The organism is Bounagaea algeriensis (assembly GCF_054491375.1).
In genome coordinates this window covers 4,150,634-4,177,426 of sequence record NZ_CM137102.1, presented here as the reverse complement: position 1 = coordinate 4,177,426, position 26,793 = coordinate 4,150,634, and the positions used below count along the sequence as shown (strand labels likewise).

Genomic DNA, 26,793 nt, shown 5'->3' with positions numbered 1-26,793 from the left:
GCGACGGCAGGTACGCTGCGACGCCACGTGAGAGGTGAGGGTGCGCTGTGGGTCACACACCCGCCACCCCCGCACGGGGGTGGGCGCGGACTGCGAGGAGGTGCGATCCGTGACGATCCGAGCGTTCGGCAACAGCGCGGCCGAGGACGATCCGCTCCTGCGCAACGCGGTGCGCGCCCTGCAGCGGCAGGTGGGGCTCGGGGTCGTGTTCGGCGGCCGCGTGCACGAGTCCGACGCGCTGCTGCTGAGCTCGTTGCGGGGCACCGAGACCGGGGCGTTGCAGGACCTGCGGGTGCTCCCCAGCGCGGGCCTGGGCGGACGTGTGGTGGCGCGTCGTCGGCCGAGTGCCGTGGAGGACTACTTCTCCTGCACCGGGATCAGCCACGACTACGACCGGCCGGTGGCCCGCGAGCGGCTGCGGACGATGTTCGCCGTGCCGGTCACCGCGAACGGTTCCGTGCGGATGGTGCTCTACGGCGGGATCCGCCGGGTCGAACCGTTCGGCGACCGCACGTTGCGCGCGGCGATGCGGGTGGCGGAGTCCGTCGGCAGGGAGGTGGCGGTCCGCGAGGAGGTGGAGCGGCGGATGGCGACGGTCTCGCACGGCGCTGAGCTGCGGTCGCGGCAGGTACCGCCGGACAGCGCGGATTGGGACGCGGTCCGCGCGGCGCACGCGCAGCTCCGCCAGCTCGCCGCCGAGGTCGACGACCCCGAGCTGCGGCAGCGGATCACGTCGATCACCGACGGCCTCGCGAGGCGCTCCGCGCCCGCCGGCGGCTCGGCCCCGAGGCTGTCGGGCCGCGAGCTCGACGTGCTCGCCTGCGTCAGTTCGGGGTGCACCAACGCCGAGACCGCGCAGCGGCTGCAGGTACTGCCGGAAACCGTGAAGAGCTACCTCGGCGGCGCCATGCGCAAGCTCGGGGTGCACGACCGGCACAGCGCGGCGCTGGCGGCACGTCGTTTCGGGCTGCTGCCCTGACGGGACGCGTTCCGGGCTGTCACCAACCGGATTCGGACCGGCCGACCGATATTCGTGGTGTTGATCACGATTGTCGTAAATCGGGGATGTGCGCTTCTGGCGCTGGCCAAGGTGTCCACCGCTGACTCGCGAAAGACGGTCTCGAATATGCAGACGAGGACGTGCCGGCCATGAGCACGGTTGAGTTCGCGAGTCCGGTGCCGGACTTCGCGCTCGGCGTGCACGGCGTGCTGCGCTGGCATCAGTGGGTGGTCGACAGCCATCGGCGCGGCGGGTTTCCCGAACCGGACGACGAGGCCGTGTTCGCCGTGACGAACAGTCGGGCGGAGGCGTTGGACCTCGTGATCCACGGCACCAACTGGAACCCGATGGCCCGGTGGGGCTCGGAGGAAGCTGGCGGGGACTGGACGCAGGACGGTCGTGTGCGGGAGCTCGCCTGGATGCAGGCGCGACCGTTGAACCTGGCCTACCAGGGTTGGCCGGTCTGGCCCGGGTTGGCGTGCCTGCACGACGGCCTGCAGCGCGTCGGCACGGTCGAACTGGCCGGGGTGCACGCCGTGCTGCCGTTGCAGATGGAGACGCATCACCGGGGGAACTTCCCGGACATCTACGAGTGGTTCGAGCTGTCCGAGGAGGCCGCACCTCGGCGGGAGTTCGCGGTGTCGCTGTACGCCGAAGGCGAGCGCGCGTGCGACCCGCAGCAGTTGCGGCAGGCGGTCCATCGGCGCGCGGGGGTCCTGCTGGACGTGCAGCTCGCCGAACAGCCGGCCGCCGAGTTCGGCGATCCGGAGCAGCTCGAGGGTCGGTGGATGTTCGACGGTGAGCTGCACGGTGTGCACCTGCGCTGTCGCGGGCCGGAGTGGAGCCTGGACATGGCCGCGTTCACCGTCGACGTCCTCGCCTACGCGGCCGAGCAGATCGGCATTGAGCAGCTCGTGATGCTCACCGTGTTCCGCGCCGACGGCGAAACCGCGAGCGGAAGTGCCGAGGGCGCATCCCGGCGTCCTGTCACCGGTCATCGCGGTGTCATGAGTGATACCATGTGAGCATGCCAATGACGCTGCGCCTGTCGGATGACGAAGCAGACGCGCTCCGCGAGCGTGCCGACCACGAGTCTCGCTCGATGCAGGACGTGGCCCGGCAGGCAGTGCGCGAGTACGTCGAGAACCACAGCCGGGCCGAGCTGCTCGACCAGGTACTCGACGAGGAGCTGCCGCGCTACGCCGAAGCTCTGGAACGGCTCGGTCAGTGATCTACCTGACCCTGCCCGAGCTGATCCACGTTGCCGAGCGAGCCCTGGGGGGTGAGGCGCCAGTCCGCGATCACGGGCTGCTGCACTCGGCACTCGCGCGCCCGGGGACCACCGCGTTTGGAGCTGAGGCCTACGTCAGCACGGAGGAGAAAGCCGCGGCGCTGCTGCACTCGCTGGCCCGCAACCACGCTCTGGTGGACGGCAACGAACGACTGGCCTTGGCCGCCACGATCGCGTTCCTCGGTGTCAACGGGCACCGACTGACCTTCTCCAACGATCAGGCGTACGAACTGGTGATGAACGTCGCAGCCGGCGAGCTGGACGACATCGCCACTGTCGCCGACCGGATCAGGAACGGAATTGAGCCGCGCTGAGCCGATCACGGCCGCACGTGCCCGCCCCGCTGCGCACGTGGATCCCGACCCATCAGGCGTGTCGAGTCCCGTGGCCACAGGGGCAGCGTTCATGATCAACCGAGGTCGCTGCAGCAACAGCAGAGGTTGGACAACGAGCTGAAGGAACGAGTGCAGCACGGGAGGGCGAATGCTGGACGAGCACCGGAGCCGGAAGCACACCGAAGCGGCCGCCGACGCGGAGCACGGGGGCGATCCCGCGTGCTGGCTCGCGTTCCTCTGCCCCGAGTGCGGGCGGTTCGCGGAACAGGGCCTGCCCGCCCGGTGCGAGCACTGCGGGACCGACCTCCCGGCGGACTGAGCTCGCCGAGCGCTTACTCGGTCTCGCCGCCCGCCGCGTCCTCCAGCACGAGCCACGGCATGTTCTCGGGCTCCCTGCGCCCGGGCAGGTAGGCGTTGAGCAGCGGGGGCAGCCAGGTCGCCACCGGCGCTGCGAGCTCGCCGGACAACTCGTCGAGCATCGCCGCCTGGTCGTCGGAGGGGCGGATGCGGATCAGCACCGGCCCCGTTCCGAGGTAGTGCACCTCCTCCTGCGCCGCCGGCGACTTCGGGCGCGCCCGAGCGGTGCGCACCAGTTCCGGGAGCTCGTCGCGCAACTGCTCGACGGCTTCGAGCACCACCGAGGTCGTGGTGCGGCCTTCGCGTTGGTCGCGGTAGGTGTCCAGCCGGGCTTGCAGCGCATCCGAGACGTGCACCGCCCGGGAATCGTCCGCACGAGCGCGAGTGGTCATGCGCCGTGTCTACCAGCTTCACGTGCGCGGTGGGCTCCCCCGAAGCGATTCGGGACGAACGGCACACCGCCCTACCACCTGTTGTTCACCAGGGAAGCCGAGAAGGTCCTCGAGGACTTGGAGAGCTCGAACTCCTGTCGCGCCAAGCGCAAGAAGGTTGCCAAGGCCCTGCAGAAGCTCCGCGATGCAGGGCCGGGGTATCCGGCCCTGCAGTCGCACGAGTACGAGTCGATGCAGGGGCTCGAGGGCGAAGACGTGTGGGAGTCGTACGTCGAAAACCGCACGCCGGGCGCGTGGCGGATCTGGTGGTACTACGGCCCGCGGGTGGACGCGATCACGGTCCTCACCATCGGCCCGCACCCCGACTGACCGCGCAGCGCCCGGTGGTGGGCTGCTCCGCGTCACCTGGTCGGTCGCAGCCCGGGCCAGGAGGCGTGCTCGTGGAGGCGCTCAGTTGAACCCTGCGGCCGAGTTGAAAGCGGCCTTCAGTAGTACCAGGGGAACTGCCCCCAGTCGGGGCTGCGCTTGTCCAGGAACGCGTCGCGGCCCTCCTGGGCCTCGTCGGTCATGTAGGCCAGGCGGGTCGACTCCCCGGCGAACAGCTGCTGGCCGACGAGCCCGTCGTCGAGGGCGTTGAACGCGTACTTGAGCATCCGCTGCGCGGTGGGCGACTTGCCGTTGATCTCGCGGGACCACTGCAGCGCGGTGCGCTCCAGCTCCTCGTGCGCGACGGCCTCGTTGACCATGCCCATGCGCACGCCCTGCTCGGCGTCGTAGGGGCGGCCGAGGAAGAAGATCTCGCGGGCGAACTTCTGCCCCACCTGCCGCGCCAGGTAGGCCGAACCGAAACCGCCGTCGAAGCTGGCCACGTCCGCGTCGGTCTGCTTGAACCGGGCGTGCTCGGCACTGGCCAGCGTCAGGTCGCAGACCACGTGCAGGCTGTGCCCGCCGCCGGCGGCCCAGCCGGGCACGACCGCGATGACGGGCTTGGGCATGAACCGGATGAGCCGCTGCACCTCGAGGACGTGCAGCCTGCCCGCCTGCGCCGGGTCGACCGTCTCGGCAGTCTCCCCCTCGGCGTACTGGTAGCCGGAGCGTCCGCGGATGCGCTGGTCCCCGCCGGAGCAGAACGACCAGCCGCCGTCCTTGCCGGAGGGCCCGTTGCCGGTGAGCAGGACGCATCCGACGTCGCTGGTCATGCGGGCGTGGTCGAGCGCGCGGAAGAGCTCGTCGACCGTGCTCGGGCGGAAGGCGTTGCGCACTTCGGGCCGGTCGAAGGCGATGCGCACCGTGCCGCGGCCGGGGCCGTCCTCGGTGCAGCGGTGGTAGGTGATGTCGGTGAAGTCGAACCCGGCGACGGGCTCCCACACGTCCGGGTCGAACAGCTCGGAGACGTTCGCGTTCTGCACGCCTGGGACGATAGTCGGCGCCAGGTGCGGGGCGTTCGCGGCCACGAGTTCCCGAGTGGGCGGGCCCACCCCCGACCAGGGGTGGTGCGGTGCGAGCGCGCCGCGGGGAGACGATGGCAGGTGTGCAGCCCACCGGCGGGTCGCTCGGTCGGGGCCGCTGGAATGCGGAGGTGATCGGTTGAATCCGTCCACGGCGCAGGCCGAGGTCCTGGTCGACGAGCTGATCCGGAACGGAACGGAGCACGTCGTCCTCGCACCCGGTTCCCGCAACGCTCCGCTGTCCTTCGCGCTGCACCGCGCCGAGCAGGCCGGGAGGCTGCGGCTGCACGTGCGCGTCGACGAGCGCAGCGGCGGTTTCCTCGCCCTCGGCCTGGCGGCGCGCACGGCATCGCCGGTCGCCGTGGTGTGCACTTCCGGAACCGCGGCCACGAACCTGCACCCCGCGGTGGCCGAAGCCGACCAGGCCGGGGCGCCGCTGCTCGTGCTCACCGCCGACCGCCCGCCCGAGCTGCGCGCCGCGGGGGCGAACCAGGCCATCGACCAGCACCGGTTGTTCGGTTCCGCGGTGCGGATGTTCGACGAGCTCGCCGTGGCCGAGCGCGGCACCGGGCAGAACGCCTACTGGCGCAGCCAGGTCTGCCGCGCGCACGCCGCGGCCCTCGGGCCGGGCCGTGCCGGGCCGGTGCAGCTCAACCTGCCGTTCCGGGAACCGCTGGTGCCCGATGACGAGCAGGAGTGGTGCGAACCGCTGACCGGCCGGGACGACGGCGGGCCGTGGACGGACGTGCGCACCACCGCAACGGCGCCCAGCGTGCTCGCGCGGGTCACCGCGCGCCGCGGCGTCGTGTTCGCCGCCGAGCCCGACCTGCGCGGTGAGGCCGACGAGCTGGGGCGGCGCCTCGGCTGGCCCGTGCTGGCCGAGACAGGCGGCGTCGGCGCGGGTGGCGACGGGGCCCTGACCACGGGGATGTGGCTGCTGGACCTGCCGGAGTTCCTCGCCGAGCACCGCCCGGAACAGGTGGTCTGCTTCGGGCGTCCCACCGTGTTCCGCCAGGTGCAGCAGCTGCTCGGCCAGGCCGGGGTGGAGGTGCTGCTGGTGCGGCCCGGCGGGGACTGGCCGGCGCCGGCGCACAACGTCCGCGAGGTCGCCGACGCGGCCGGCCTGCCCGAGCGGGACGCGGTCGACGCCGAGTGGCTCACCGCGTGGCAGCAGGCCGACCAGAAGGCCGCCGCGGCGCTGCACCACGCGCTCGACCTGGAGCGCTGGCCCAGCGGCGTGGCCGTGGCGCGGGACGTGGTGGACGCGCTGCCGCCGGCGGCGCTGCTCGTGCTCGGCTCGTCGAACCCGACGCGGGACGTCGCGCTGGCCGCGCGGCAGCGGCCGGACGTCGTGGCGCACCGCAACCGCGGCGTGGCGGGTATCGACGGCACGGTCTCCACCGCCGCCGGTGCGGCGCTCGCGCACGGGGGACCCGCGTACGCGCTGCTGGGGGACCTGACGTTCCTGCACGACAGCAACGGCCTGCTCGCCGGCTCGGGGGAGGTGCCGCCGGATCTGACGATCGTCGTGGTCAACGACGACGGCGGCGGGATCTTCGCGCTGCTGGAGCAGGCCCGGCCGGAGCACGCGGCCGCGTTCGAGCGCGTTTTCGGCACCCCGCACGGCACGGATCTGGGTGCGCTGTGCGCAGCGCACGGGGTGGAGCACGTTGCCGCGGCGCAGCGCTCCGAGCTGGCCGAGGCGCTGCAGCCCCGCCCGGGGTTGCGGGTGGTCGAGGTGCGCACCGAACGCGCCGGGCTCGCCGGGGTGCACGAGCGGCTGCGCGAGGCGGTGCGCTCGGCCGTGCTGGGCTGACCGCGGTCGGCTCGCCGGCCCTGGACACCGGCCTGCGTCTGGCGCACGATCTCGACCCAGCCGAAGCCGAGCTCGCCGAAGTGCGCCGCGCCCTGGCGCACATGCTCGACCTTTGAATCAATGCCGGGAAGGTCAGGGCTGAGGTGGGGTTGTCAATCCGGTGGTGGAGCGAGGAGGAGCTCCTGCTGGAGAGGTGTCGATCAAGATCATTGCACCGTCTGCCTGCCGGTTCGTGAGCGAGTCGCTGCGGTACTTCGTCCGTTGCTGCTTCGTTGGCTTGATCCGCCTCGCTCAACGGTTGTTCCGCAGTGACTGGAGAACCGGCATGGCGGAAATCTGCGCTTCGCTGAGCCCGTCCCAGGAGATTCCGCTGGGGCGTCGCGGCGGATCGCAGATGATGATCTCATCAGTGGTGACGATTACGTCGACGCTGAAGTCGTGGTTCGTCTCGGGGATGTCGTCCTCGACGACCTGGAGCGGGTGCACGGTGGTGATGATCGTCGTGCGCGGACCGATGAGACCGGCGTCCGCGAGGAGAGCGACCTCGATGTCGGAGTAGCCGGCGCCTTTGCCGAGCCGAGCGCCGTGACGGTTGACGGCCACGCTGCCGCACACGACCAGGTCGACAGGGCACAACTCGCCCAGACCGATGTTGCGCGCCACCATCGGTGCGGTGCTCGCGCCGGCGGCGTCCTCGAGTGGGCCTGTCAGCTCGCCGGGATCGAGCAGGTAGAAGGGCTGCGGTGGCGCCAGCATGGGCGCCGCCATGTACACCACCTTGCCCGCGTTCAGTGCTCGGGTGCGGACGGGGAGCTGGGCTCTGTCCGGCACGACCTTGACCACCCCGGCCGTTTCCCAGAACGGCAGCGATGCAAGCCGATCGGCGGCAGCTTCGGTGCCGGCGAAGTTCGGGATGTGCCCTCGCGCACTGCCGCTCTCGGCCACGACGCCGCGCCTGTCGAGCAGGTCCCACACCTGCCGACGGGTGGCGTCCTTGCGCGCGTGCACCTCGGTCGTGGTCACCGCGTTTCTCCTCGTCACGGGGTGGTGATCAGTGAGAACACTCGATCGTAGACGTCCTGCACGACGGCTTCGCCGCGCCAGCGGCGTAGTTTGCGGACGGCGTCGGACACGATGTTCAGCCCGCCGCCTCCGCGGGTGGTCTCCAACACGTCGATGGCGTCGTGCAGGCGGAGCACCGCCGCGTCGAGCTCGCGCTGCTGCAGGTGGGCGATGCTGAGGTTGCCGAGCACGATGGCGCGAGACTTGCTCGGTGCGGTCGTGGTCTCCGCGGCTGAATCGAGTGCGCGTTGGGCCCGTCGGTGGTCGCCCAAGAACAGGTAGCAGGATCCGGACAGTCGGTCGAACAGGGTTGCCGTGAACAGGTGGGCAGCCTCGTCGGTCCTCCGGCCGGTGCTGAAACTGCTTTCCGCAGCAGCCAGTGCCAGCTCGCACCGGCGCCTGCCTCCCAGCATGGCGTGCGCCTCGGCAGAATGCAGTTGTGCCAGTCCGGTGAGGACGTCGCTGGTCTTCCGCGTGACTTCGGCGGTCTGTTCGGTCAGCCGAAGCCCCTCCGCGGGATCACTCTCTCCGTAGAGGGCCACGTAACTCGTGCGCAGCAGCGCGTGGCCTTCAGCGACGGGACTGCGGACCGCTCGGGCCGCGTTGGCGGCTCGGGCGAAATACTGCCGTGCCGTCCGGTGATCGCGGCGTTGTGAGGCATCCCAGACCAACTGCCCCATCAGGGTGGCCGCAGCTGCCTCGACTGCGCGTAGCTCATGCCAGAGGTCGCCACCCGTGCCGTTGCGCGCCAGGAAGTCGATCTGCCCGAGGGCCTGCCCCGTCTCTGCGAGGAGCGAAGCCGGGGGGAGTCGCTCGTAGCGTTCATCCAGGTCGCACACCCGTTCCCGCAGCCCCGCCACAGCAGTCGTGTCGGTGCTGCGCGGATAGGTGCGTGCGTGCGCGGCGCGGCGATCGTGCACGGACGATTCGTCCCCGTCACTGCCGGGTGTCAGCAGGTCGACCAACTCGGCTGACGATATGCCGAGCACCCGGGCGATTCTGGGTTGCTGACGCGCCGGCGGCGTGCTCGTGCCGGACTCCCACCGATAAACCGTTGATCGTTCCGTGCCGAGCACGGCAGCAAGCCGCTCCTGGGTCATTCCCGCAGCGCGTCGTTGCTGTGCAAGACGCATTCGCCTACCGGACATGCACATCCCCCAATCAACTTCTTCGCGCTACGAAAACGACTGCGTAATCGCAGGTCACGATTTCGCTTGCAGCGAGCGTGCAGCATTCGTGCAGCAATTGTGCTCTGGTTCAGCGTGCTGCTTCTCGATTGACTGCCAGAGGAGTGCCCGGTGTCAACGGCGATCGCTCGATCGTATGCCGTCCGCGCCGGGTTCTACCCAGTCCGAGACAGTCGCGTGCGAGGAGCTCTGAGGTAGATGCCGCATCCGTTCTCGTGGGTGCCCGGGCAGGGGGCCAGGCATGCCACGACCGACCCGCGTCCGCCCGGCTCCGGGTGCGTCTATCCGGCGGAGGTGGTGGTGTCCGCGTTGTGCGGGACCGAGGTGACGACGGCGGCCGGTGAGGTGCCGTGGCTGTGGGCGACGTGCCCGGACTGCGACGAACGGGCGCGCGCGATGGTGGGCGCGCCCTCCCGCGCGGCCATCCGCGCTGGCGGCCGGAGCGGAAAGGGCGGCGCATGAGCGCGGAAACGCGGCCGCACATGGCGCGGCGCCCGGCGGAGACCGACGAGCAGCACCGCGAGCGGCTGTCCCGCTCGTGCTACCGGTGCGGCTGGTACACCACCGACCTCGGGAAACTGGACGCGCACGAGGACGTTTGCGGAGGTGGGTCGTGAACCTGTTCTTCCTCTCCACCGCACCGTTCTTCGGCGCGCTCGCCGCGCTCGCGATCGCGGTGTGGTGCGCCGAAAGGCGGTGGTTGCGCGCGGGACCCGCATTACTCGATTCGAAGGAATTGCCGCGTTCGCGCGGGAGAACGCCCCGTTCGGTGACTACTGTTCCGCACGGACGGTGCGCGGAGTGCGCACAGCACTTCGGCGCAAACAATGGCGCGGACGATGACGCGGACGACGGTCCTGGCGGAGGTTGCGGTGCTGAACAGATACGTGATGCGTACCGGCGTGGCGTGCTGCGCGACGGTCCTGCTCGCCGCCCCGGCCGCGGCGGCGGGGGCGCAGCCGGGTGCGCCGGGCATCGGGGATCCGTACTTCCCGAACTACGGCAACGGCGGCTACGACGTCGAGCACTACGACATCGACGTCGACTACCAGCCGGAAACGGACCACCTCAGCGGCAGCACGCGAATCACCGCCCGCGCCACGCAGGATCTGAGTTCGTTCAACCTGGACTTCGCGCTGCAGCCGGAATCGGTGACGGTCAACGGCCAGCCGGCGGAGTTCACGCAGCAGGGCAGCGAAGTCACCGTCATGCCCGGTGCTGAACTCCCCTCCGGCGAGGAGATCTCGGTGCTCGTGGACTACTCCGGTGTTCCGTCCGAAGTGGAGGCCGACGGCGTGTCGCCGTGGATCCGCACGCCCGACGGCGCGATGGCCGTGGGACAGCCGGAGATCTCCGCGTGGTGGTTCCCCGGCAACGACCACCCGCGGGACAAGGCCCGCTACGACGTCGCGGTGACCGTCCCGTCCGGAACGCAGGTGCTGTCCAACGGCCTGCCCGCCGGCAAGCAGTCCGCGGCCGGCGAGGCCACGTGGCGCTGGCACAACCCGACCGAGACGGCCACGTACCTGCAGTTCCTGGCGATCGGTCAGTACGAGGTGGAGAACGAGCCCGGCGCCTTCGGTCAGCCGTTCATCACCGGCTACTCCCGAGGACTGGGTGAACTGCGCGAACCCGCGCGCCAGAGCATCGAACGCACGCCGGAAGTGCTGCGTTTCCTCGCCGATCTGGTCGGCGACTACCCGTTCCCCGCGCAGGGCGGTGTGGTGGCGTCCACGAAGGACATGGGCTTCGCGCTGGAGAACCAGACCCGCCCCACCTACAGCCCGCTGTTCTTCGACAGCGGCCCCAACGTCTCGGTCGTGGTGCACGAGCTCGCGCACCAGTGGTTCGGCGACTCGGTGTCGGTGGACACCTGGCGCGACATCTGGGTCAACGAGGGCTTCGCCAGCTACGCCGAGTGGCTCTGGTCGGAGCACCAGGGCAAGGGCACGGCGCAGGAGCTGTTCGACCACTACTACTCCCAGCACCCGGCCGACGACCCCTTCTGGCAGGTCACCCCCGGGGACCCGGGCAAGGACGACGTGTTCGCGAGCGCGGTCTACGACCGGGGCGCCATGACGCTGCAGGCGCTGCGCAACCGCATCGGCGGTGAGGCGCTGAACGCCGCCGCCCGGGAGTGGGTCAAGGGCAAGGCCGACAGCACCGGCACGGTCGAGGAGTTCATCGCGCTCGCCGAGAAGCACTCCGGGCAGGACCTGGGCGGCTTCTTCGACACCTGGCTGTTCACGCCCGGCAAGCCCGAACCCACCCCGGAGAACGGCTTCCCGCAGGGGCGGGCGCGCACGAGCGCGCACGCACCCGCTTCGGTCGCCGAGCTCGACCGGACGCACCGGCTGCTCGCGCAGCAACACGCGCAGGAGTGAGCGGACCCGCTCCGGTCGGGCGGACCGCCGCGACCGAGCTCGGTCGCGGCGGTCGTGCTCGTCGCCGGGCCGGCGGGGCGCGCGGGCGATCTTCGTGCCGTCGCCGCGCCGAGCGCCCGCCGGAGTCGGCGCATTCCCCGAGGGCGTGCGTGCCGCGGTGCGCAGCGCGCGGATGAGCCGCCGGTGACCAGGAGCGGCCGCAGCGCCGCACCTACAATCGGGGCTCGTGGCCAGCGAAACGCGGGAAGTGACGACCGGCGAGCGATCCCGGCGAGCCGCTGAAGTGCGCCGGGAGTCCGGAGGGAGCGCCCCCGGCGAGCGCGAGGAGGTCGCCACGTCACGGGAACGCGAGGACTCCGGTGCTGACGCCGAGCCGGGTAGCGCTGAGCCGGGGGTTTCCGAGGCCGGGGAATCCGAGCCCGGCCGCTCCGACGCGGGGCTGTCCGGGGGCTCCGCCGACCGCACCGCTTCCGGCGCGGCGGGCGCGCAGCCCTCGGGGCGAACTCGTCGCATCGTGGCGCGCACCGCGCTGGTCCTCGGCCTGCTGGCCACGCTCATGGCGGGCACGCTGCTGGGGGCCTGCGCCATCAACGACCACACGATCTCCGAGGCGCGGGGGACCGCCGCAGCCGAGGTGGTGGACACCTCACCGGTGCGCGCGGCGGTGCGGTTCACCAACGAGGACGGCCGCATCTACATCCCGGACGCCGGTGCGCTCTACCCCAGCGGGCTGAAACCCGGGCAAACGGTGCTCGTGGAGTACGACATGCGCAACCCCGACCTGGTCCGCGTGGCCGGCCGCGACGTGACCGTGGCGCTGCTGCCGGTGGGCAGCGCGCTGGCCGCCACCTGGATCGTGCTGCTGCCCGTCTACTGGGTGGCCCGGCGGCGGTGAACCACCGCGGCGCGCGGATGCGCGATCGCAACTCGAGATGAGTACTTTCCCGCACGTATCCAGCCGCCCCGTCGGGCAGTGTGGGGCGGACTGCGGTTTCAGGGCTGCGATTTCGGACTGCGGTTTCGGGCTGCGGTTTTCGAGCTGGGGTCCGAACGGATCCCCCGCAGGTGCGCCGCGCCTCGCGCATCGTGCCCGCGCCGCAGGTCAGCGGTGCCACGGAACAGCGGAGGATACGACTCGACATGGAGAGTTTCTGGCCCGTGCTGCCGATCGTCCTGGTCGGTCTCGCCGTCGCGGTGCTCGTCCGGCACCGGCGGCGACGCGCCCAGCACCCGCCGGTGCCCGCGGGTGCGCAGCCCGGTGAACCGGCAGCCGCAGCGGTGAAGTTCCGGGGTGCGCCCGGTGACGCGGGTGCGCCCGGTGACGCGGGTGCGCACGGCGACCGGGGGGAGGTCTCCGGTGACGCGGGTGCCTCCGGCGGTGCGGGTGCGGCCGCGCGCCGGCGCTGCGAGCAGCGCTGCGAACAGGCGGTGCGCCGCTGCCTGCGCGCGGTGGAGGCGGTCACGGCCGAGTCGGCGCGCTCGGAGCTGATGGCGCTGGTGCGCCGGATGGACGCGGAACTGCCGACCGTGCGCGCGCTGGCCGCGCTGGCCGACGAACTGGCGGCGGGTTCGGAGGGGCGCGCGGCCACGCAGGTGGACGAGAGCCTGGACGAGACCGCCCGCGGTTTCGACGAGCTGGCCGCCGAGGTGCTCGCCCTCATCGACGAACTGCCGCGCCTGTCGGGCCGGCAGCGGACGTCCGAACGGGCCGCGCGGCTGCGGAACCGGTTCCCGCTCGCCCCGCCGATGTCCGCGGTCACCGGGGGTGGCGAGGTCGGTGTCGCTGGTGAACGCGGTGGTCAGGCGCTTCGAGCCGGGTGACGGCCGCGGCGTGCGGCCGCGTAGGCTGCTGGTGTGTCACGGGCCGAGTTGGACAAGGACCCGCGCGCGGTCGCCGCGATGTTCGACGGCGTCGCGCGCCGCTACGACCTGACCAACACCGTGCTGTCCTTCGGGCAGGACCACGTCTGGCGGCGCGCCACGCGGCGTGCCCTGCGGCCGCAGCCGGGGGAGCGCGTGCTCGACCTCGCCGCGGGCAGCGGCGTGTCGACCGCGGAGCTGGCGCGCTCCGGTGCGTGGTGCGTGGCGGCGGACTTCTCGATGGGCATGCTCTCGGTCGGACGTGACCGGGGCGTGCCGATGGCCGCCGCGGACGCGTTGGCGCTGCCGTTCGCGGACGCGTCGTTCGACGCGGTGACGATCTCGTTCGGCCTGCGCAACCTGGTCTCACCGGTGGACGGGCTGCGGGAGATGCTGCGCGTGGTGCGGCCCGGCGGGCGCATCGTCGTCTGCGAGTTCTCCACGCCCACCTGGGCGCCGTTCCGCGCCGTGTACATGAACTACCTGATGCGCGCGCTGCCGGGCATCGCGCGCGCCGTCTCCTCGAACCCCGACGCGTACGTCTACCTGGCCGAGTCGATCCGCGCCTGGCCGGACCAGCAGGGGCTCGCCCGCGTCCTCGCCGAGGCGGGTTGGGACCGCGTCGCCTGGCGCGACCTCACCGGCGGCGTCGTCGCGCTGCACCGCGCGGTCAAACCCGCCTGAGCCCTTCCCGCGCACCCGCTCGCCGCTGTCTGGACTCGTTCCAGAGAGCTCAATTTTCATGAAAATTGTCTGCACCGATTCAGTGGGTGCGGGCACGCGGGCTCGATCGTGCTGCTCATCCGACTTAGACTCGGATTAGTGAACTCGTTCACAAGCGGGATCACCGCGCGCGGGGAGAAGGCCCCGTGGCGCGCTGCGAGTACCGAGTCGACGAGCACCGAGTCGAGGAGAGTCATGACGAGCGCTCCCAGCCGACGCCGCGCCCACGACGACGCCGAAGTCATCGTCGTCGGAGCCGGACCGGCCGGATCCACCGCGGCGACGTACCTGGCCCGCGCCGGCCTGGACGTGCTGCTGCTGGAGAAGAGCAGTTTCCCGCGCGAGAAGGTGTGCGGCGACGGGATCACGCCGCGCGGTGTGAAGCAGCTGATCGACCTGGGAGTCGACACCCGGGAGGAAGCCGGGTGGCTGCACAACCGCGGACTGCGCGTCGCCGGCGGCGGGGTGCGCCTCGAGCTGGACTGGCCGGAGCTGGCCGACTTCCCGCCGTACGGCGTCGTCCGGCCCCGCGACGACTTCGACGACCTGCTCGCCCGCACCGCGCAGCGCGCCGGGGCGCGGCTGCTCGAACGCACCTCGGTGACCGGCGCGGTCACCGACGACCGCAGCGGACGCATCACTGGCGTCGAGGCCAAGGTCGGCGCGGAGCGCTCCCCGGCCACCTACCGGGCGCCGCTGGTCATCGGCTGCGACGGCGTCTCGGCGCGGCTGGCCCTGTCGATGGGCCTGGAAAAGCGCGACGACCGCCCGATGGGCGTGGCCGTGCGCCGCTACTACACCAGTCCCCGCGACAAGGACGACTACCTGGAGTCGCACGTGGAGCTGTGGGACCGCTCCACGCCCGGCGAGCCCCGGCTGCTGCCGGGCTACGGGTGGTTGTTCGGCATGGGCGACGGCACGGTCAACGCGGGCCTGGGGATCCTGTCCACCTCCAGCGCCTACGGCAAGACGAACTACCGCGACCTGCTGCGGACGTGGCTGGACGGAACGCCGGAGGAATGGGGGTTCCGCGAGGAGAACGCGGTCGGACGCGTGGGCGGTGCGGCCCTGCCGATGGGTTTCAACCGCACCCCGCACTACCGCGACGGGCTGCTCCTCGTGGGTGATGCGGGCGGCATGGTCAGCCCGTTCAACGGTGAGGGCATCGCCTACGCCATGGAGTCGGCGCGGCTGGCCGCCGACTGCGTGGCGCAGGCGTTGGCGCGGACGGACGGCGTCTCCCGGGAGCAGGCCCTGCGCCGCTACCCCTCGGCCGTGTCGGACGCGCTCGGCGGCTACTTCCGCATGGGCAACATCTTCAGCAAGTTGATTGGTCATCCGACGGTGATGCGGATGGCGACCAAGCACGGTCTACCTCGGACAACGTTGATGCGCTTCGTGCTGAAACTGCTCGCGAACCTCTACGACTCCAAGGAGGGGGACATGATGGACCGTGTGATCAGTGCCACTACTCGGCTCACCCCTAGCGCCTGACGGTTCGTGTCTGGTCAGATATTCGCCGCATTGTGCTGGACGTCATAGAGTTAGGTTCACCTCACAACGGAGGCGAACCAGGCGACCGCATAGAGTGCTGATGCACGGGGCCTGCGCCACGGTCCACTGAAGGAGGGCAGCGCGATGCTCGACGCGTACATTCCGCTGGTGCTCATGTTCGCGGTGGCGTTCGGTTTCGCGCTGTTCTCCGTGGTGGTCGCGCGGTTGGTCGGTCCGCGGCGCTACAACAAGGCGAAGCTCGACGCCTACGAGTGCGGGATCGAACCGTCCCCGGCACCTGTGGTGGGCGGTGGCCGCGTGCCGGTCGGCTACTACCTCGTCGCGATGATGTTCATCCTCTTCGACATCGAGATGGTGTTCCTCTTCCCGTACGCCGTCTCCGCCGACGCTCTCGGGCTCTGGGGCGCGTTCGCGGTGGTGCTGTTCATCGTCACGTTCGGTTTCGCCGACCTCTACGCGTGGCGGCGGGGTGGTTTCGACTGGAACTGACGCTGCCGGCGGCCTTTCGGCGGGCCGCGCGGCAACAGGAGTGATGGGTCGACTCGTGGAAGGAGCGCCGGGATGGGGCTCGAACAGCAGCTGCCGAACGGCATCCTGTTGGCCAACGTCGAAAAGCTCGTCAACTGGACCCGGAAAACCTCGGTGTGGCCCGCGACGTTCGGGCTCGCCTGCTGCGCGATGGAGATGATGACCATCGGCGGCTCCCGCTACGACGTCTCCCGCTTCGGCATGGAGCGGTTCGCCGCGACGCCGCGGCAGGCCGACCTGATGATCGTCGCGGGTCGGGTGACGAACAAGATGGCCCCGGTGCTGCGGCAGATCTACGACCAGATGCCGGAACCCCGCTGGGTGCTCGCCATGGGCGTGTGCGCCTCCACGGGCGGCATGTTCAACAACTACGCGGTCGTGCAGGGCGTGGACCACGTGGTCCCCGTGGACATGTACCTGCCGGGATGCCCCCCGCGTCCGGAGATGCTGCTGGACGCGATCCTCAAGCTGCACGCCAAGATCATGAACGAACCGCTGAACTCGGCGCGTGCGGCCGAGAAGCTCGAACGCGGGGAAACCACCCCGATGATCCCCTCCTCGGAGCGCTACGCCCCGCGCAACCGCGTGCAGCGCAACCGCGCCGAACGCCAGAAGGCCGCGCAGATGCGCGAGATGGGCAGCGGGCAGCGCTCCGTCAATGATGACGCGGCCGGCCGGAGCAGCGCCGGCGAAATCGGTGCGGGCAGGTGAGAACTGTTGGCGCAGAACGGATCACAACAGCGGCAACCTGACGAGTCCGCCTCGGGGGAGGTGCGTCCGTCCGGAGGCACCGCCGCCCCGGTGTCCGGACGCGAACGCCGCGGCATGTTCGGCGTCGGCGATGCCGGCGACACCTCCGGCTACGGCGGGCTGCACCTGCCCGCCTACGTGCCGCCGCCGGCGCAGCGGCCCTTCGGCGGCTGGTTCGACGAGGTCGCCGACGCCCTGATCGCGGCGCTGGAGGACGACGGCGTACCGGCCGACGAGGCGATCCGTCAGATCACTGTGGACCGCGGTGAGATCACCTTCTACGTGACCCGCGACCGGTTGGTCGCGGTGTGCCGGAACTTCCGCGACGACCCGGCGCTGCGCTTCGAACTGTGCAGCTCGGTGTCCGCTGTGGACTACGGCGAGGAGGTGCCCGAGCGGTTCCACTCGGTGTACCACCTGACCTCGATGACGTACCGGCGCCGGGTGCGCGTCGAAGTCGCCGTCGAGGCCGCGGACCCGCACATCCCCTCGGTGGTGGAGGTGTACCCGACCGCGGACTTCCAGGAGCGCGAGGGCTGGGACATGTTCGGCATCGTCTACGACGGCCACCCCGGTCTGACGCGCATCCTCATGCCGGACGACTGGTACGGCCACCCGCAGCGCAAGGACTACCCGCTGGGCGGCATCCCCGTCGAGTACAAGGGCGCCGAGGTGCCACCACCCGATGAACGTCGTGCCTACACGTAGGTCGCCGCGCCCGTTGCGGCGCGGACCGGTGTCGCCTCCGGTGCGGCACATCGCGGAGAGGTGCTCGAGATGACTACCGAACCACTGGCCGACAACTCCACGAGCGGCCCCGGGCGCGGCGAGGCCGACGCCGACGCGCGGGCCTACGCCGACGCGCGGGACACCACCGAAGGCCGCGTCTACACGGTGACCGGCGGCGACTGGGACGAGTTCCTCGACGACGCCGCGGGGGAGGACCGCGTCGTCATCAACCTCGGCCCGCAGCACCCGTCCACGCACGGCGTGCTGCGCATCGTGGTGGAGCTCGAAGGCGAGATCGTCACCAGCGTCCGCCCGGTCATCGGATACCTGCACACCGGTATCGAGAAGAACTGCGAGGTCCGCAACTGGACCCAGGGCGTCACCTTCGTGACGCGCATGGACTACCTCGCGCCGCTGCACAACGAGGCCGCCTACTGCCTGGCCACGGAGAAGCTGCTCGGCATCGAGGTGCCGAAGCGGGCCCAGACGTTCCGCGTGCTGCTGCTGGAGCTCAACCGCATCTCCTCGCACCTGGTCTTCCTTGCTACCGGGGCGATGGAGCTCGGTTCGACCACGGGCATGACCTTCGGCTTCCGGGACCGCGAGGAGGTGCTGCACCTGCTGGAGTACCTCACCGGACTGCGGATGAACCACGCGTTCATCCGGCCCGGCGGGGTGGCGCAGGACCTGCCGGAGGACTTCCGCAACCGCGTGCAGCAGTTCATCGACGTGATGGAAAAGCGCATGCCGGACTACGAGAAGCTGTTCAGCGGCCAGCCCATCTGGAAGCAGCGCCTGAGCGGCGTCGGCTACCTGCCGCTGGACGGGTGCCTGCAGCTGGGCGTCACCGGCCCGATCCTGCGCTCGGCCGGCGTGGCGTGGGACCTGCGCAAGGTGGAGCCGTACTGCGGTTACGAGGAGTTCGACTTCGAGGTGCCCACCAGCACCGACGCCGACTGCTACGCGCGGTTCCTGCTGCGCGTGGAGGAGATCTACCAGTCGCTGCGCATCATCCGGCAGTGCCTGGACAAGATGGAGTCCGGCCCGATCATGGTGGACGACCCGAAGATCGCCTGGCCTGCGCAGTTGAGCATCGGCCCCGACGGCCTGGGCACCTCGCTGGAGCACGTGCGCGAGATCATGGGTCAGTCGATGGAGTCGCTGATCCACCACTTCAAGCTGGTGACCGAGGGCTTCTCCGTCCCGCCCGGGCAGTCGTACCAGGCGATCGAGTCCCCGCGCGGCGAACTCGGCTACCACATGGTCTCCGACGGCGGCACGCGTCCGCTGCGCGTGCACGTCCGCGACCCCAGCTTCGTCAACCTGCAGGCGCTGCCGGCGATGGCCGAAGGCGGCCTCGTCGCCGACCTCATCGCGGCGGTGGCGTCTCTCGACCCGGTGATGGGCGGGGTGGATCGATGACCGACGGAACCGGCGAACGACCCGCGGAGGCGGCCGTGGACGAGAAGCAGCACCCGCAACCGGACACCGACGCGTTCGGCGCGGACGTGCGCGCCGAGGCGGACGGCGTCATCGCGCGCTACCCGGAGTCCCGGTCGGCGCTGCTGCCGCTGCTGCACCTGGTGCAGTCGGTGCAGGGCCACGTCAGCGAGGCCGGCGTCGCCTTCTGCGCCGAACGCCTCGGACTGGGCACGGCGGAGGTGAGCGCCGTGGCCACCTTCTACACGATGTACAAGGACCGCCCGTGCGGGCAGCACCTGGTCAGCGTGTGCACCAACACGCTGTGCGCCGCGCTCGGCGGCGACGAGATCTACCGGCGGGTGACCGGGGAACTCGGCGTCGGCCACGAGGAGACGGCCGGCGAGCCGGGGGAGACCGGCTCGCTGACCGTGGAGCACGCCGAGTGCCTCGCCGCCTGCGACCTGGCCCCGGTGGTGCAGGTCAACTACGAGTACTACGACAAGCAGACCCCCGAGTCGGCGCTGGACCTCGTGCGGGCCCTGCAACGCGGGGAGAAGCCGACGCCGTCGCGCGGCGCCCCGCTGTCCGACTTCCGCACCGTCGAGCGCGAACTCGCCGGCTTCTACGCGGACCTGGAGGCCGAGGCCGCCGGCGGCACCAGCTCGGCGGAAACCCTGCGCGGCGCGGAGCTGGCGCGCCAGCGGGGCTGGAGCGCACCGGCCAAGCCCGACCCCGACAGCGCGGAGGCGGCGCTGCCGCCGCTACCGGAGAAGAACTGAGAGGTCGCCATGACTGAGTCGTCCGGTACACACCCGCTCACCCCGGTGCTCACCCGCCGGTGGTCCGTGCCCGAGGCGTGGCGGCTGTCCACCTACGAGGAGCTCGGCGGTTACGCGGCGCTGCGCAAAGCGCTGGCCGCGGAACCCGACCGGATCATCGAGGCGGTCAAGGCCGCGGGGCTGCGCGGGCGCGGCGGCGCCGGGTTCCCCTCCGGCGTGAAGTGGGGATTCATGCCGAAGGAACCGGTGAAACCGCACTACCTCGTGATCAACGCCGACGAGGGCGAACCGGGCACGTGCAAGGACGTGCCGCTGATGATGGCCGACCCGCACTCGCTGATCGAGGGCTGCGTCATCGCCGCCTACGCGATGCGGGCGCACACGTGCATGATCTACGTGCGCGGTGAGGCGCTGCAGTGCCAGCGGCGGCTCGAGCACGCGGTCCGCGAGGCCTACCGCGCCGGCTACCTCGGCGAGGACGTCCTCGGCTCCGGGTTCGACCTGGACGTCGTGGTGCACCCGGGCGCGGGTGCCTACATCTGCGGGGAGGAGACCGCGCTGCTGGACTCGCTGGAGGGCAAACGCGGCCAGCCCCGGTTGAAACCGCCGTTCCCCGCGCAGGCCGGGCTGTACTCGTGCCCCACGACGGTGAACAACGTGGAGACGATCTGCTCGGTGCCCGAGATCGTGGGCGGCGGGGTCGACTGGTTCCGCTCCATGGGGCGGGAGAAGAGCCCCGGACCGAAGATCTTCTCGATCTCCGGGCACGTGGAGCACCCCGGCCAGTACGAGGCCCCGCTCGGCACGACGCTGCGGGAGCTGCTGGAACTGGCCGGCGGGATGAAGGACGGCGTCCCGCTGAAGTTCTGGACGCCGGGCGGGTCGTCCACCCCGCTGCTCACCGCCGACCACCTGGACGTGCCGCTGGACTTCGAAGGCGCCGGCGAGGCCGGCTCGATGCTCGGCACGACGGCGCTGATGGTGTTCAACGAAACCGTCTCCGTGCCGTGGGCGGTGATGAAGTGGACGCAGTTCTACGAGCACGAGTCCTGCGGCAAGTGCACCCCCTGCCGCGAGGGGACGTTCTGGCTGTCCCGGGTGCTGGAGCGCATGGTCGGCGGCAACGGGACGCGGGAGGACATCGACACGCTGCTCGACGTCTGCGACAACGTGTTCGGCCGGTCGTTCTGCGCCCTCGGTGACGGCGCGGTCAGCCCCATCACCAGCGGCATCCACTACTTCCGCGAGGAGTTCCTGGCCCTGTGCCGGGCCAACGAGAACGCCCGGCAGGGCGAGTCCGGCGAATCCGCACTGGTAGGAGCGGCGCGATGACGGTGGCACCCGAAACCGAGACGCACCCGGTGCCCGAGGGGCACGTCCGGCTCACCATCGACGGCGTCGAAGTCGACGCCCCCGAGGGCGAGCTGGTCATCCGCACCGCCGAGCGCATCGGCGTGGTGATCCCGCGGTTCTGCGACCACCCGCTGCTCGACGCGGCGGGGGCGTGCCGCCAGTGCCTGGTGGAGATCGAGGTGAACGGCAAGCCGATGCCGAAACCCGCCGCCTCGTGCACCATCCGGGTCTCCTCGGGCATGGTGGTGCGCACCCAGCAGAGCTCGGCCGTGGCGGACAAGGCGCAGCAGGGCGTGATGGAACTGCTGCTGATCAACCACCCGCTCGACTGCCCCATCTGCGACAAGGGCGGGGAGTGCCCGCTGCAGAACCAGGCGCTCAAGCACGGCCGCGCCGTGTCCCGCTTCCGCGAGGAGAAGCGCACCTTCCCCAAACCGATCTCGATCAACTCGCAGATCCTGCTGGACCGCGAGCGCTGCGTGCTGTGCCAGCGGTGCACGCGCTTCGCGCAGCAGATCGCCGGGGACCCGTTCATCGAAATGCTGGACCGCGGTCCGCAGCAGCAGGTCGGCACGGCCGAGGGGCATCCGGGCACGTCCTACTTCTCCGGCAACACCATCCAGATCTGCCCGGTCGGTGCGTTGACCAGCGAGCAGTACCGGTTCCGCGCCCGCCCGTTCGACCTGGTCTCCACCCCGGGCCAGTGCGAGCACTGCGCCTCCGGCTGCGAGATCCGCAACGACTGGCGCCGCGGCTCGGTGATGCGCCGCCTGGCGGGCAACGAGCCCGAGGTCAACGAGGAGTGGATCTGCGACAAGGGCCGGTTCGCCTTCCGCTACGCCGACACCGACGACCGCATCCGGCGACCGCTGGTGCGCGAGAACGGCGCACTGCGCCAGAGCTCGTGGACCGAGGCGCTGCGGCTGGCCGCGGACGGGCTGCTGCGGGCGCGCGCCGAACGCGGTGTCGGCGTGCTCCCCGGCGGGCGGCTCACCCGCGAGGACGCCTACGCGTACGCGAAGTTCGCGCGCGCGGTGCTCGGCACGAACGACGTGGACTGCCGCGCCCGCCCGCACTCGGCCGAGGAGCTGCGCTTCGTCGAATCCACCGTCGTGGGCGCCACGCCCGAGGCCGGCGGGGTGACCTACCGGGAGCTGGAGTCCGCCCCCGCGGTGGTGTCCGTGGCGTTCGAACCGGAGGAGGAGTCGCCGATCGTCTTCCTCCGCATGCGCAAGGCGGCGCGCGACAGCGGCACCCGCGTCTACCACGTCGGCCCGTGGCGCTCGCCCGGTGTGGACAAGACCACGACGATCGCGCTGTCCGGCGGGCCGATGCGCGCCGGCGACCTCGTGCCCTGCGCACCGGGTGACGAGGCGGCCGTGCTGGCCGACCCGCCGGCGGAACTGGCCGAAGCGCTCGACTCGCCGGGCTCGGTGCTGCTCGTCGGGGAGCGCGCCGCCGAAGTGCCCGGGCTGTACTCGGAAGTCCTGCGCACCGCGCGCCGCACGGGAGCCCGGGTGGCCTGGATCCCGCGGCGCGCCGGGGAACGCGGCGCGGTCGACGCGGGTGCGCTGCCCTCGTTGCTGCCCGGTGGCCACCCGGTGGGCGACGCGGCGGCCCGGCAGGAGCTGGAACGAGCTTGGGACCTGGCCGCGGGGGCGCTGCCGCCCGCGCCGGGCCGCGACGTGGCGGGCGTGCTGCGCGCCGCCGCCGACGGGGCGCTTTCCGGCCTGCTGTGCGGGGGTTTCGAGGTGGACGACCTGCCCGATCCGCAGCTGGGCGCGCAGGCGCTGGCGGCGGCGGGTTTCGTCGTCAGCTGCGAGATCCGGCCCAGCGCGGTGACCGAGCACGCCGACGTGGTCCTGCCGGTGGCGCCGACCGCGGAGAAGGGCGGGACGTACCTGAACTGGGAAGGCCGCGAGCGCCCGTTCAGCACGACCATCGACGGCACGGGCGCGGTGCCCGACTGCCGCGTGCTGGACACGCTGGCAGTGGAGATGGACGCCGACATCTACACCCAGACACCGGCGGTGTCCGGTCGTGAGCTGGCGCGGCTCGCCGAACGGCTCGGCCCGCCCGCTCGCCCGCGCGAGCCCGATGATCCCGCGGTGGCCGCGCCGCCGCTGGGACCGGGGCAGGTGCTGTTGGCGACGTGGCGGCAGCTGCTGGACAACGGCTCGATGCAGGTGGACGAACCCGCGCTGGCGGGCACCGCCCGCCCGGTGCAGGCGGTGCTCTCGCCGGGCACGGCCCGCGGCCTCGGCCTCGCCGAGGGGGACTCGGCGAGCCTGCGCACCGCGCGCGGTTCGATCACCCTGCCGGTCACCACGGCGGACATGCCGGACGGGGTGGTGTGGCTGCCCGGAAATTCCGAGAACTCGCGGGTGCGCCGCGAACTCGGCGCGGGGCACGGCGCGCGGGTGGACGTCCTCGCCGCCGGCGCCGCGGATCCGGGGGCCGAACCTGCCGGGGCCCGCCGCAACGGGCACCCCGTCCCGCACGAGGGGGCCGCACGCGACGGGGGCACGCACGACGGGGGTGAGGCATGACCGAGAACGCGCGCCTGATCGCCGACGACCCGATCTGGCTGATCCTGCTCAAGGTCGTGGCGATCTTCGTGTTCCTCGTCGTGATGACGCTGCTGACGATCTGGGGCGAGCGGCGGGTGCTCGGCAAGATGCAGCACCGCCCCGGGCCGAACCGGGCCGGGCCGTTCGGCATCCTGCAGTCGCTGGCCGACGGCATCAAGCTCGCGTTCAAGGAGGACATCCGACCGGTCCTGGCGGACAAGTGGGTGTACTTCCTCGCGCCGGTGATGTCGGCGACGCCCGCGCTGGTGGCGTTCTCGGTGATCCCGGTCGGCGGCGAGGTGACGATCTTCGGCGAGCGCACCGCGCTGCAGCTGGCCGATCTGCCGGTGGGGCTGCTGGTGGTGCTGGCCTGCACCGCGGTGGGCGTGTACGGCATCGTGCTCGGCGGCTGGGCCTCCGGATCGCCGTACCCGCTGCTGGGCTCGCTGCGCTCGGCCGCGCAGCTGATCTCCTACGAGATCGCCATGGGGCTGGCGCTGATCGCCGTCATCCTCTACTCGGGCACGCTGTCCACCTCCGGCATCGTCGACGCCCAGTCCGGCGGGTGGTTCGCGTTCATACTGCCGATCAGCTTCGTCGTCTTCCTCGTGTCGATGGTCGGCGAGACCAACCGCGCCCCGTTCGACCTGCCCGAGGCGGAGTCCGAACTGGTCGGCGGGTTCCACACGGAGTACTCGTCGCTGAAGTTCGCGCTGTTCTTCCTCGCCGAGTACATCAACATGGTCAACGCTTCCGCACTGGCGACGACCCTGTTCCTCGGCGGGTGGCACGCGCCCTGGCCGCTGTCGCTGATCGGCGGCGGCGTGCTCAACGAGGGCTGGTGGCCGGTCCTGTGGTTCATGGGCAAGACGCTGCTGCTGCTGTTCGTCTTCATCTGGCTGCGCGGCACGCTGCCGCGGCTGCGTTACGACCAGTTCATGGACCTCGGCTGGAAGGTCCTCGTGCCGGTCAGCCTGCTGTGGATCGCGGCGGTCACGCTGATCCGCGCCGTGCGCGCCGAAGGAGTGCTGACCACGCCGCAGTTCCTCGTCGTCGGCGGTGCGGTGGTCGTGCTCGCGGTGCTCGCCGCCGTCGTGTGGCCGAAGCGCGAACCTCCGGAGCGCAGCGCCGAACCGCCGGTCGGCGACAGCGGTCATCCCGTGCCGCCGGCGGACCTGCAGGTGCCGCCCGCGCCGCGCCGTCCGAGTTCGGAGCAGCGGGATTCGGGCGCAGCGGCGGAGCCGGTGGGCGCCGGCGAGCGGGCCGTCGAGGACGGCACCGCTGGTGACAACTCGGGCAAGGAGGCGCCCTGATGGGAATGTTCGATGCGGTCAAAGGTTTCGGCGTCACCTTCTCGACCATGTTCAAGAAGGTGGTCACCGAGGAGTACCCGGAGGTCAAGAAGATCCCGGCGCCCCGCTTCCACGGGCGGCACCAGCTCAACCGGCACCCGGACGGGCTGGAGAAGTGCGTCGGCTGCGAGCTGTGCGCCTGGGCGTGTCCCGCCGACGCGATCTTCGTCGAGGGCGGGGACAACACCGAGCAGGAGCGCTACTCGCCGGGGGAGCGCTACGGCAAGGACTACCAGATCAACTACCTGCGCTGCATCGGCTGCGGCCTGTGCGTCGAGGCGTGCCCGACACGCGCGCTGACGATGACCAACGAGTACGAAACGGCCGATGACAACCGGCAGAACCTGATCTACACCAAGGAGGACATGCTCGCCCCGCTGCTGCCGGGCATGGAGGAGCCGCCGCACCCGATGCGGTTGGGTTCGGACGAGCAGGACTACTACGCGCGCGGACCGGAGATCGCCCGGCAGAGCGGGATTCCGGAAGGCGCCACTGTCGAGTCCGGAAACGAGGAGGCCCGGTGATGGACGTCGCCGGCACGATTTCCCCGCCCGCCCACGTGCTCGCCCAGGCGGCGAGTCCCGTCGGCACGGGCGAGGCGGTGGTCTTCTGGATCATCGGGCCGTTGGCCCTGCTCGGCGCGCTGGGCATGGTGTTCGCGAGCAACGCGGTGCACTCGGCGTTGTGGCTGGCGATGACGATGCTCGGGCTCGGGGTGCTCTACATGGCCCAGAGCGCGCAGTTCCTCGGGTTCACCCAGATCATCGTCTACACCGGCGCGATCATGATGCTGTTCCTGTTCGTGCTCATGATGGTCGGCCGCGACTCCTCCGACTCGGTGGTGGAGGTGCTGCGGGGGCAGCGCGTCTGGGCCGGCCTCGGCGGTATCGCACTGGCCACGCTGCTGGCCACCGGTCTGGCGCGTTCGGTGTCCGACGTCCCGGTGGCCGCACCGCTGAACCCGTGGGACCCGGCCGGCGGCGGTGCCGGTGGCCTGGGGCGCGTGGTGTTCACCGACTACCTGCTGCCGTTCGAGCTCACCTCGGCGCTGCTGATCACCGCCGCGGTGGGCGCGATGGTGCTGGCCTACGGCGGCAAGGGCAGGCGCCCGCGCACGAGCCAGAAGCACTGGGTGCACCAGCGGCTGCGCGGCGAGCGCCCGTCGCCGCTGCCCGGCCCGGGCGTGTACGCCACGGCGAACTCGGTGGCCACGCCCGCGCTGCTGCCGGACGGTTCGGTCGCGCCGGACTCGCTGTCGGAGATCCTGGAAAGCGTGCCCGCCGAGGACCTGCTGGCCGAGCGGGACACCGTGGCCGGCTCCGGCGCCGAGCCGAGTCCGCACGCCCTCACCGGTGAGCAGACCGATGCGGCGACCACCCAGGAACCGGGCGAGGCGGGGCAACCGCGGTGGCACGGCGGCGAGAACAACGGCGGCGAGAACAACGGCGGCGAGAACGGCGGCGAGCACGGCGGTTCCTCCGCGGACGACGGGCAGCACGCCGCCGGTGGAGCCACCCCCTCCGGGCATGCCGGTGGGTCCGGTTCCGCCGACGACCCGGTGGATCCGGATTCCGGGCCCGTCTCTTCCGAGGAGGTCCGCCAGTGAGCCCGACGCACTACCTGCTGCTGTCCGCGCTGCTGTTCACCATCGGCGTCGTCGGCGTGCTCGTGCGCCGCAACGCGATCGTGGTGTTCATGTGCATCGAGCTGATGCTCAACGCGGTGAACCTGTCGCTGGTGACGTTCGCGCGCATCGAGGGAACGATCCACGGCCAGGTGATGGCGTTCTTCGTGATGGTCGTCGCCGCGGCCGAGGTCGTCGTCGGCCTGGCGATCATCATGTCCATCTTCCGCACGCGTCGGTCGGCTTCGATCGATGACTCCAACCTGCTGAAGTACTGAGGGGGCGCGTGGTGACGGGAATCCGCAGCACCGGGCCG

General features: G+C 71.2%; 29 protein-coding genes. 25 read left to right on the top strand and 4 right to left on the bottom strand.

What is annotated here, in order from left to right:
- The first annotated feature begins 109 nt into the window (after nt 1–109).
- From ACVGV2_RS19005 to ACVGV2_RS18985, 5 genes are all read left to right on the top strand, one after another.
- Entirely contained in the window at nt 110–979 is an 870-nt protein-coding gene (locus ACVGV2_RS19005; RefSeq protein ID WP_459163703.1) for a LuxR C-terminal-related transcriptional regulator, read from the top strand.
- Nucleotides 980–1,149: 170 nt separating this feature from the next.
- Nucleotides 1,150–2,025 carry a hypothetical protein gene (locus ACVGV2_RS19000; RefSeq protein WP_459163702.1) on the top strand — a complete coding sequence of 292 codons (876 nt, stop codon included), beginning with the start codon at nt 1,150–1,152 and terminating at the stop codon, nt 2,023–2,025.
- Between the two features lie 2 nt (nt 2,026–2,027).
- A complete protein-coding gene (locus ACVGV2_RS18995) occupies nt 2,028–2,231 on the top strand; it encodes a DUF6290 family protein (protein ID WP_459163701.1) in 204 nt (67 codons plus the stop codon).
- Nucleotides 2,228–2,605 (top strand): type II toxin-antitoxin system death-on-curing family toxin, encoded by a 378-nt coding sequence (locus ACVGV2_RS18990; RefSeq protein ID WP_459163700.1) that lies wholly within the window; start codon nt 2,228–2,230, stop codon nt 2,603–2,605. Before ACVGV2_RS18995 ends, ACVGV2_RS18990 begins: the two co-directional genes overlap by 4 nt.
- A 169-nt stretch (nt 2,606–2,774) precedes the next feature.
- Nucleotides 2,775–2,945, top strand: coding sequence for a hypothetical protein (locus tag ACVGV2_RS18985; RefSeq protein WP_459163699.1), 171 nt, complete (start codon nt 2,775–2,777; stop codon nt 2,943–2,945).
- A 13-nt stretch (nt 2,946–2,958) separates the two neighbouring features.
- Here ACVGV2_RS18985 and ACVGV2_RS18980 read toward each other — a convergent pair whose 3' ends face one another.
- On the bottom strand, nt 2,959–3,375 hold the full coding sequence (locus ACVGV2_RS18980; protein WP_459163698.1) for a hypothetical protein: 417 nt from the start codon (nt 3,373–3,375) through the stop codon (nt 2,959–2,961).
- Between the two features lie 81 nt (nt 3,376–3,456).
- Here ACVGV2_RS18980 and ACVGV2_RS18975 point away from each other — a divergent pair, with 81 nt between their 5' ends.
- A complete protein-coding gene (locus ACVGV2_RS18975) occupies nt 3,457–3,744 on the top strand; it encodes a hypothetical protein (RefSeq protein ID WP_459163697.1) in 288 nt (95 codons plus the stop codon).
- Between the two features lie 116 nt (nt 3,745–3,860).
- On the opposite strand, the gene ACVGV2_RS18970 is transcribed toward ACVGV2_RS18975, so the two are convergent.
- The gene (locus ACVGV2_RS18970) at nt 3,861–4,784 is read right to left on the bottom strand and encodes a 1,4-dihydroxy-2-naphthoyl-CoA synthase (protein ID WP_459163696.1); all 924 of its coding nucleotides are present in this window, start codon (nt 4,782–4,784) and stop codon (nt 3,861–3,863) included.
- Between the two features lie 178 nt (nt 4,785–4,962).
- Between ACVGV2_RS18970 and menD the strand changes: the two genes are divergently transcribed.
- Nucleotides 4,963–6,639, top strand: coding sequence for a 2-succinyl-5-enolpyruvyl-6-hydroxy-3-cyclohexene-1-carboxylic-acid synthase (gene menD / locus ACVGV2_RS18965; protein WP_459163695.1), 1,677 nt, complete (start codon nt 4,963–4,965; stop codon nt 6,637–6,639).
- Between the two features lie 291 nt (nt 6,640–6,930).
- On the opposite strand, the gene ACVGV2_RS18960 is transcribed toward menD, so the two are convergent.
- Together ACVGV2_RS18960 and ACVGV2_RS18955 are read right to left on the bottom strand one after the other, a co-directional pair.
- Complete coding sequence (locus tag ACVGV2_RS18960) at nt 6,931–7,662, bottom strand: 5-formyltetrahydrofolate cyclo-ligase (RefSeq protein ID WP_459163694.1); 732 nt, start codon at nt 7,660–7,662, stop codon at nt 6,931–6,933.
- A gap of 14 nt (nt 7,663–7,676) precedes the next feature.
- Nucleotides 7,677–8,834, bottom strand: a complete 1,158-nt coding sequence (locus ACVGV2_RS18955) for a helix-turn-helix domain-containing protein (protein ID WP_459163693.1) — start codon at nt 8,832–8,834, stop codon at nt 7,677–7,679.
- Nucleotides 8,835–9,086: 252 nt separating this feature from the next.
- On the opposite strand from ACVGV2_RS18955, the gene ACVGV2_RS18950 reads away from it, so the two are divergent.
- The 18 genes from ACVGV2_RS18950 to nuoK all read left to right on the top strand — a co-directional run bounded on the left by ACVGV2_RS18950 (nt 9,087) and on the right by nuoK (nt 26,755).
- Nucleotides 9,087–9,350, top strand: a complete 264-nt coding sequence (locus ACVGV2_RS18950) for a zinc finger protein (RefSeq protein ID WP_459163692.1) — start codon at nt 9,087–9,089, stop codon at nt 9,348–9,350.
- On the top strand, nt 9,347–9,505 hold the full coding sequence (locus ACVGV2_RS18945) for a hypothetical protein (protein ID WP_459163691.1): 159 nt from the start codon (nt 9,347–9,349) through the stop codon (nt 9,503–9,505). Before ACVGV2_RS18950 ends, ACVGV2_RS18945 begins: the two co-directional genes overlap by 4 nt.
- Nucleotides 9,506–9,727: 222 nt before the next feature.
- Entirely contained in the window at nt 9,728–11,272 is a 1,545-nt protein-coding gene (locus ACVGV2_RS18940; RefSeq protein ID WP_459163690.1) for a M1 family metallopeptidase, read from the top strand.
- Between the two features lie 226 nt (nt 11,273–11,498).
- Complete coding sequence (locus ACVGV2_RS18935) at nt 11,499–12,167, top strand: DUF3592 domain-containing protein (protein ID WP_459163689.1); 669 nt, start codon at nt 11,499–11,501, stop codon at nt 12,165–12,167.
- Nucleotides 12,168–12,412: 245 nt separating this feature from the next.
- Nucleotides 12,413–13,093, top strand: a complete 681-nt coding sequence (locus tag ACVGV2_RS18930; protein WP_459163688.1) for a hypothetical protein — start codon at nt 12,413–12,415, stop codon at nt 13,091–13,093.
- 33 nt (nt 13,094–13,126) lie between these two features.
- Nucleotides 13,127–13,816: a demethylmenaquinone methyltransferase gene (locus tag ACVGV2_RS18925; RefSeq protein ID WP_459163687.1), complete on the top strand. Its 690-nt coding sequence runs from the start codon at nt 13,127–13,129 to the stop codon at nt 13,814–13,816.
- Nucleotides 13,817–14,050: 234 nt separating this feature from the next.
- Complete coding sequence (locus tag ACVGV2_RS18920) at nt 14,051–15,349, top strand: geranylgeranyl reductase family protein (RefSeq protein WP_459166056.1); 1,299 nt, start codon at nt 14,051–14,053, stop codon at nt 15,347–15,349.
- A gap of 144 nt (nt 15,350–15,493) precedes the next feature.
- Nucleotides 15,494–15,859, top strand: coding sequence for an NADH-quinone oxidoreductase subunit A (locus ACVGV2_RS18915; RefSeq protein ID WP_459163686.1), 366 nt, complete (start codon nt 15,494–15,496; stop codon nt 15,857–15,859).
- Between the two features lie 72 nt (nt 15,860–15,931).
- Nucleotides 15,932–16,609: a NuoB/complex I 20 kDa subunit family protein gene (locus ACVGV2_RS18910; protein WP_459163685.1), complete on the top strand. Its 678-nt coding sequence runs from the start codon at nt 15,932–15,934 to the stop codon at nt 16,607–16,609.
- Between the two features lie 60 nt (nt 16,610–16,669).
- A complete protein-coding gene (locus ACVGV2_RS18905; RefSeq protein WP_459166055.1) occupies nt 16,670–17,356 on the top strand; it encodes an NADH-quinone oxidoreductase subunit C in 687 nt (228 codons plus the stop codon).
- A 69-nt stretch (nt 17,357–17,425) separates the two neighbouring features.
- Nucleotides 17,426–18,799: an NADH-quinone oxidoreductase subunit D gene (locus ACVGV2_RS18900; RefSeq protein WP_459163684.1), complete on the top strand. Its 1,374-nt coding sequence runs from the start codon at nt 17,426–17,428 to the stop codon at nt 18,797–18,799.
- Nucleotides 18,796–19,578 (top strand): NADH-quinone oxidoreductase subunit NuoE, encoded by a 783-nt coding sequence (gene nuoE / locus ACVGV2_RS18895; protein WP_459163683.1) that lies wholly within the window; start codon nt 18,796–18,798, stop codon nt 19,576–19,578. The genes ACVGV2_RS18900 and nuoE overlap by 4 nt, the downstream gene beginning before the upstream one ends.
- A 9-nt stretch (nt 19,579–19,587) precedes the next feature.
- The gene (gene nuoF, locus ACVGV2_RS18890; RefSeq protein WP_459163682.1) at nt 19,588–20,910 is read left to right on the top strand and encodes an NADH-quinone oxidoreductase subunit NuoF; all 1,323 of its coding nucleotides are present in this window, start codon (nt 19,588–19,590) and stop codon (nt 20,908–20,910) included.
- Nucleotides 20,907–23,480, top strand: coding sequence for an NADH-quinone oxidoreductase subunit G (locus tag ACVGV2_RS18885; RefSeq protein ID WP_459163681.1), 2,574 nt, complete (start codon nt 20,907–20,909; stop codon nt 23,478–23,480). Before nuoF ends, ACVGV2_RS18885 begins: the two co-directional genes overlap by 4 nt.
- Nucleotides 23,477–24,814, top strand: a complete 1,338-nt coding sequence (gene nuoH, locus ACVGV2_RS18880; protein WP_459163680.1) for an NADH-quinone oxidoreductase subunit NuoH — start codon at nt 23,477–23,479, stop codon at nt 24,812–24,814. Before ACVGV2_RS18885 ends, nuoH begins: the two co-directional genes overlap by 4 nt.
- Entirely contained in the window at nt 24,814–25,377 is a 564-nt protein-coding gene (nuoI, locus tag ACVGV2_RS18875; protein WP_459163679.1) for an NADH-quinone oxidoreductase subunit NuoI, read from the top strand. Before nuoH ends, nuoI begins: the two co-directional genes overlap by 1 nt.
- Nucleotides 25,377–26,459, top strand: coding sequence for an NADH-quinone oxidoreductase subunit J (locus ACVGV2_RS18870; RefSeq protein ID WP_459166054.1), 1,083 nt, complete (start codon nt 25,377–25,379; stop codon nt 26,457–26,459). The genes nuoI and ACVGV2_RS18870 overlap by 1 nt, the downstream gene beginning before the upstream one ends.
- Nucleotides 26,456–26,755: an NADH-quinone oxidoreductase subunit NuoK gene (gene nuoK, locus ACVGV2_RS18865; RefSeq protein ID WP_459163678.1), complete on the top strand. Its 300-nt coding sequence runs from the start codon at nt 26,456–26,458 to the stop codon at nt 26,753–26,755. Before ACVGV2_RS18870 ends, nuoK begins: the two co-directional genes overlap by 4 nt.
- The last annotated feature ends 38 nt before the right edge of the window (nt 26,756–26,793 follow it).

What these genes read in the sequence shown, in the direction of transcription:
- ACVGV2_RS19000 (WP_459163702.1), top strand. Translation starts at nt 1,150, where the DNA reads ATGAGCACGGTTGAGTTCGCGAGTCCGGTGCCGGACTTCGCGCTCGGC.
- ACVGV2_RS18995 (WP_459163701.1), top strand. Translation starts at nt 2,028, where the DNA reads ATGCCAATGACGCTGCGCCTGTCGGATGACGAAGCAGACGCGCTCCGC.
- ACVGV2_RS18985 (WP_459163699.1), top strand. Translation starts at nt 2,775, where the DNA reads ATGCTGGACGAGCACCGGAGCCGGAAGCACACCGAAGCGGCCGCCGAC.
- ACVGV2_RS18980 (WP_459163698.1), bottom strand. Translation starts at nt 3,375, where the DNA reads ATGACCACTCGCGCTCGTGCGGACGATTCCCGGGCGGTGCACGTCTCG.
- ACVGV2_RS18955 (WP_459163693.1), bottom strand. Translation starts at nt 8,834, where the DNA reads ATGCGTCTTGCACAGCAACGACGCGCTGCGGGAATGACCCAGGAGCGG.
- ACVGV2_RS18950 (WP_459163692.1), top strand. Translation starts at nt 9,087, where the DNA reads ATGCCGCATCCGTTCTCGTGGGTGCCCGGGCAGGGGGCCAGGCATGCC.
- ACVGV2_RS18945 (WP_459163691.1), top strand. Translation starts at nt 9,347, where the DNA reads ATGAGCGCGGAAACGCGGCCGCACATGGCGCGGCGCCCGGCGGAGACC.
- ACVGV2_RS18940 (WP_459163690.1), top strand. Translation starts at nt 9,728, where the DNA reads ATGACGCGGACGACGGTCCTGGCGGAGGTTGCGGTGCTGAACAGATAC.
- ACVGV2_RS18930 (WP_459163688.1), top strand. Translation starts at nt 12,413, where the DNA reads ATGGAGAGTTTCTGGCCCGTGCTGCCGATCGTCCTGGTCGGTCTCGCC.
- ACVGV2_RS18920 (WP_459166056.1), top strand. Translation starts at nt 14,051, where the DNA reads ATGACGAGCGCTCCCAGCCGACGCCGCGCCCACGACGACGCCGAAGTC.
- ACVGV2_RS18915 (WP_459163686.1), top strand. Translation starts at nt 15,494, where the DNA reads ATGCTCGACGCGTACATTCCGCTGGTGCTCATGTTCGCGGTGGCGTTC.
- ACVGV2_RS18910 (WP_459163685.1), top strand. Translation starts at nt 15,932, where the DNA reads ATGGGGCTCGAACAGCAGCTGCCGAACGGCATCCTGTTGGCCAACGTC.
- ACVGV2_RS18900 (WP_459163684.1), top strand. Translation starts at nt 17,426, where the DNA reads ATGACTACCGAACCACTGGCCGACAACTCCACGAGCGGCCCCGGGCGC.
- nuoE (WP_459163683.1), top strand. Translation starts at nt 18,796, where the DNA reads ATGACCGACGGAACCGGCGAACGACCCGCGGAGGCGGCCGTGGACGAG.
- nuoF (WP_459163682.1), top strand. Translation starts at nt 19,588, where the DNA reads ATGACTGAGTCGTCCGGTACACACCCGCTCACCCCGGTGCTCACCCGC.
- ACVGV2_RS18885 (WP_459163681.1), top strand. Translation starts at nt 20,907, where the DNA reads ATGACGGTGGCACCCGAAACCGAGACGCACCCGGTGCCCGAGGGGCAC.
- nuoH (WP_459163680.1), top strand. Translation starts at nt 23,477, where the DNA reads ATGACCGAGAACGCGCGCCTGATCGCCGACGACCCGATCTGGCTGATC.
- nuoI (WP_459163679.1), top strand. Translation starts at nt 24,814, where the DNA reads ATGGGAATGTTCGATGCGGTCAAAGGTTTCGGCGTCACCTTCTCGACC.
- ACVGV2_RS18870 (WP_459166054.1), top strand. Translation starts at nt 25,377, where the DNA reads ATGGACGTCGCCGGCACGATTTCCCCGCCCGCCCACGTGCTCGCCCAG.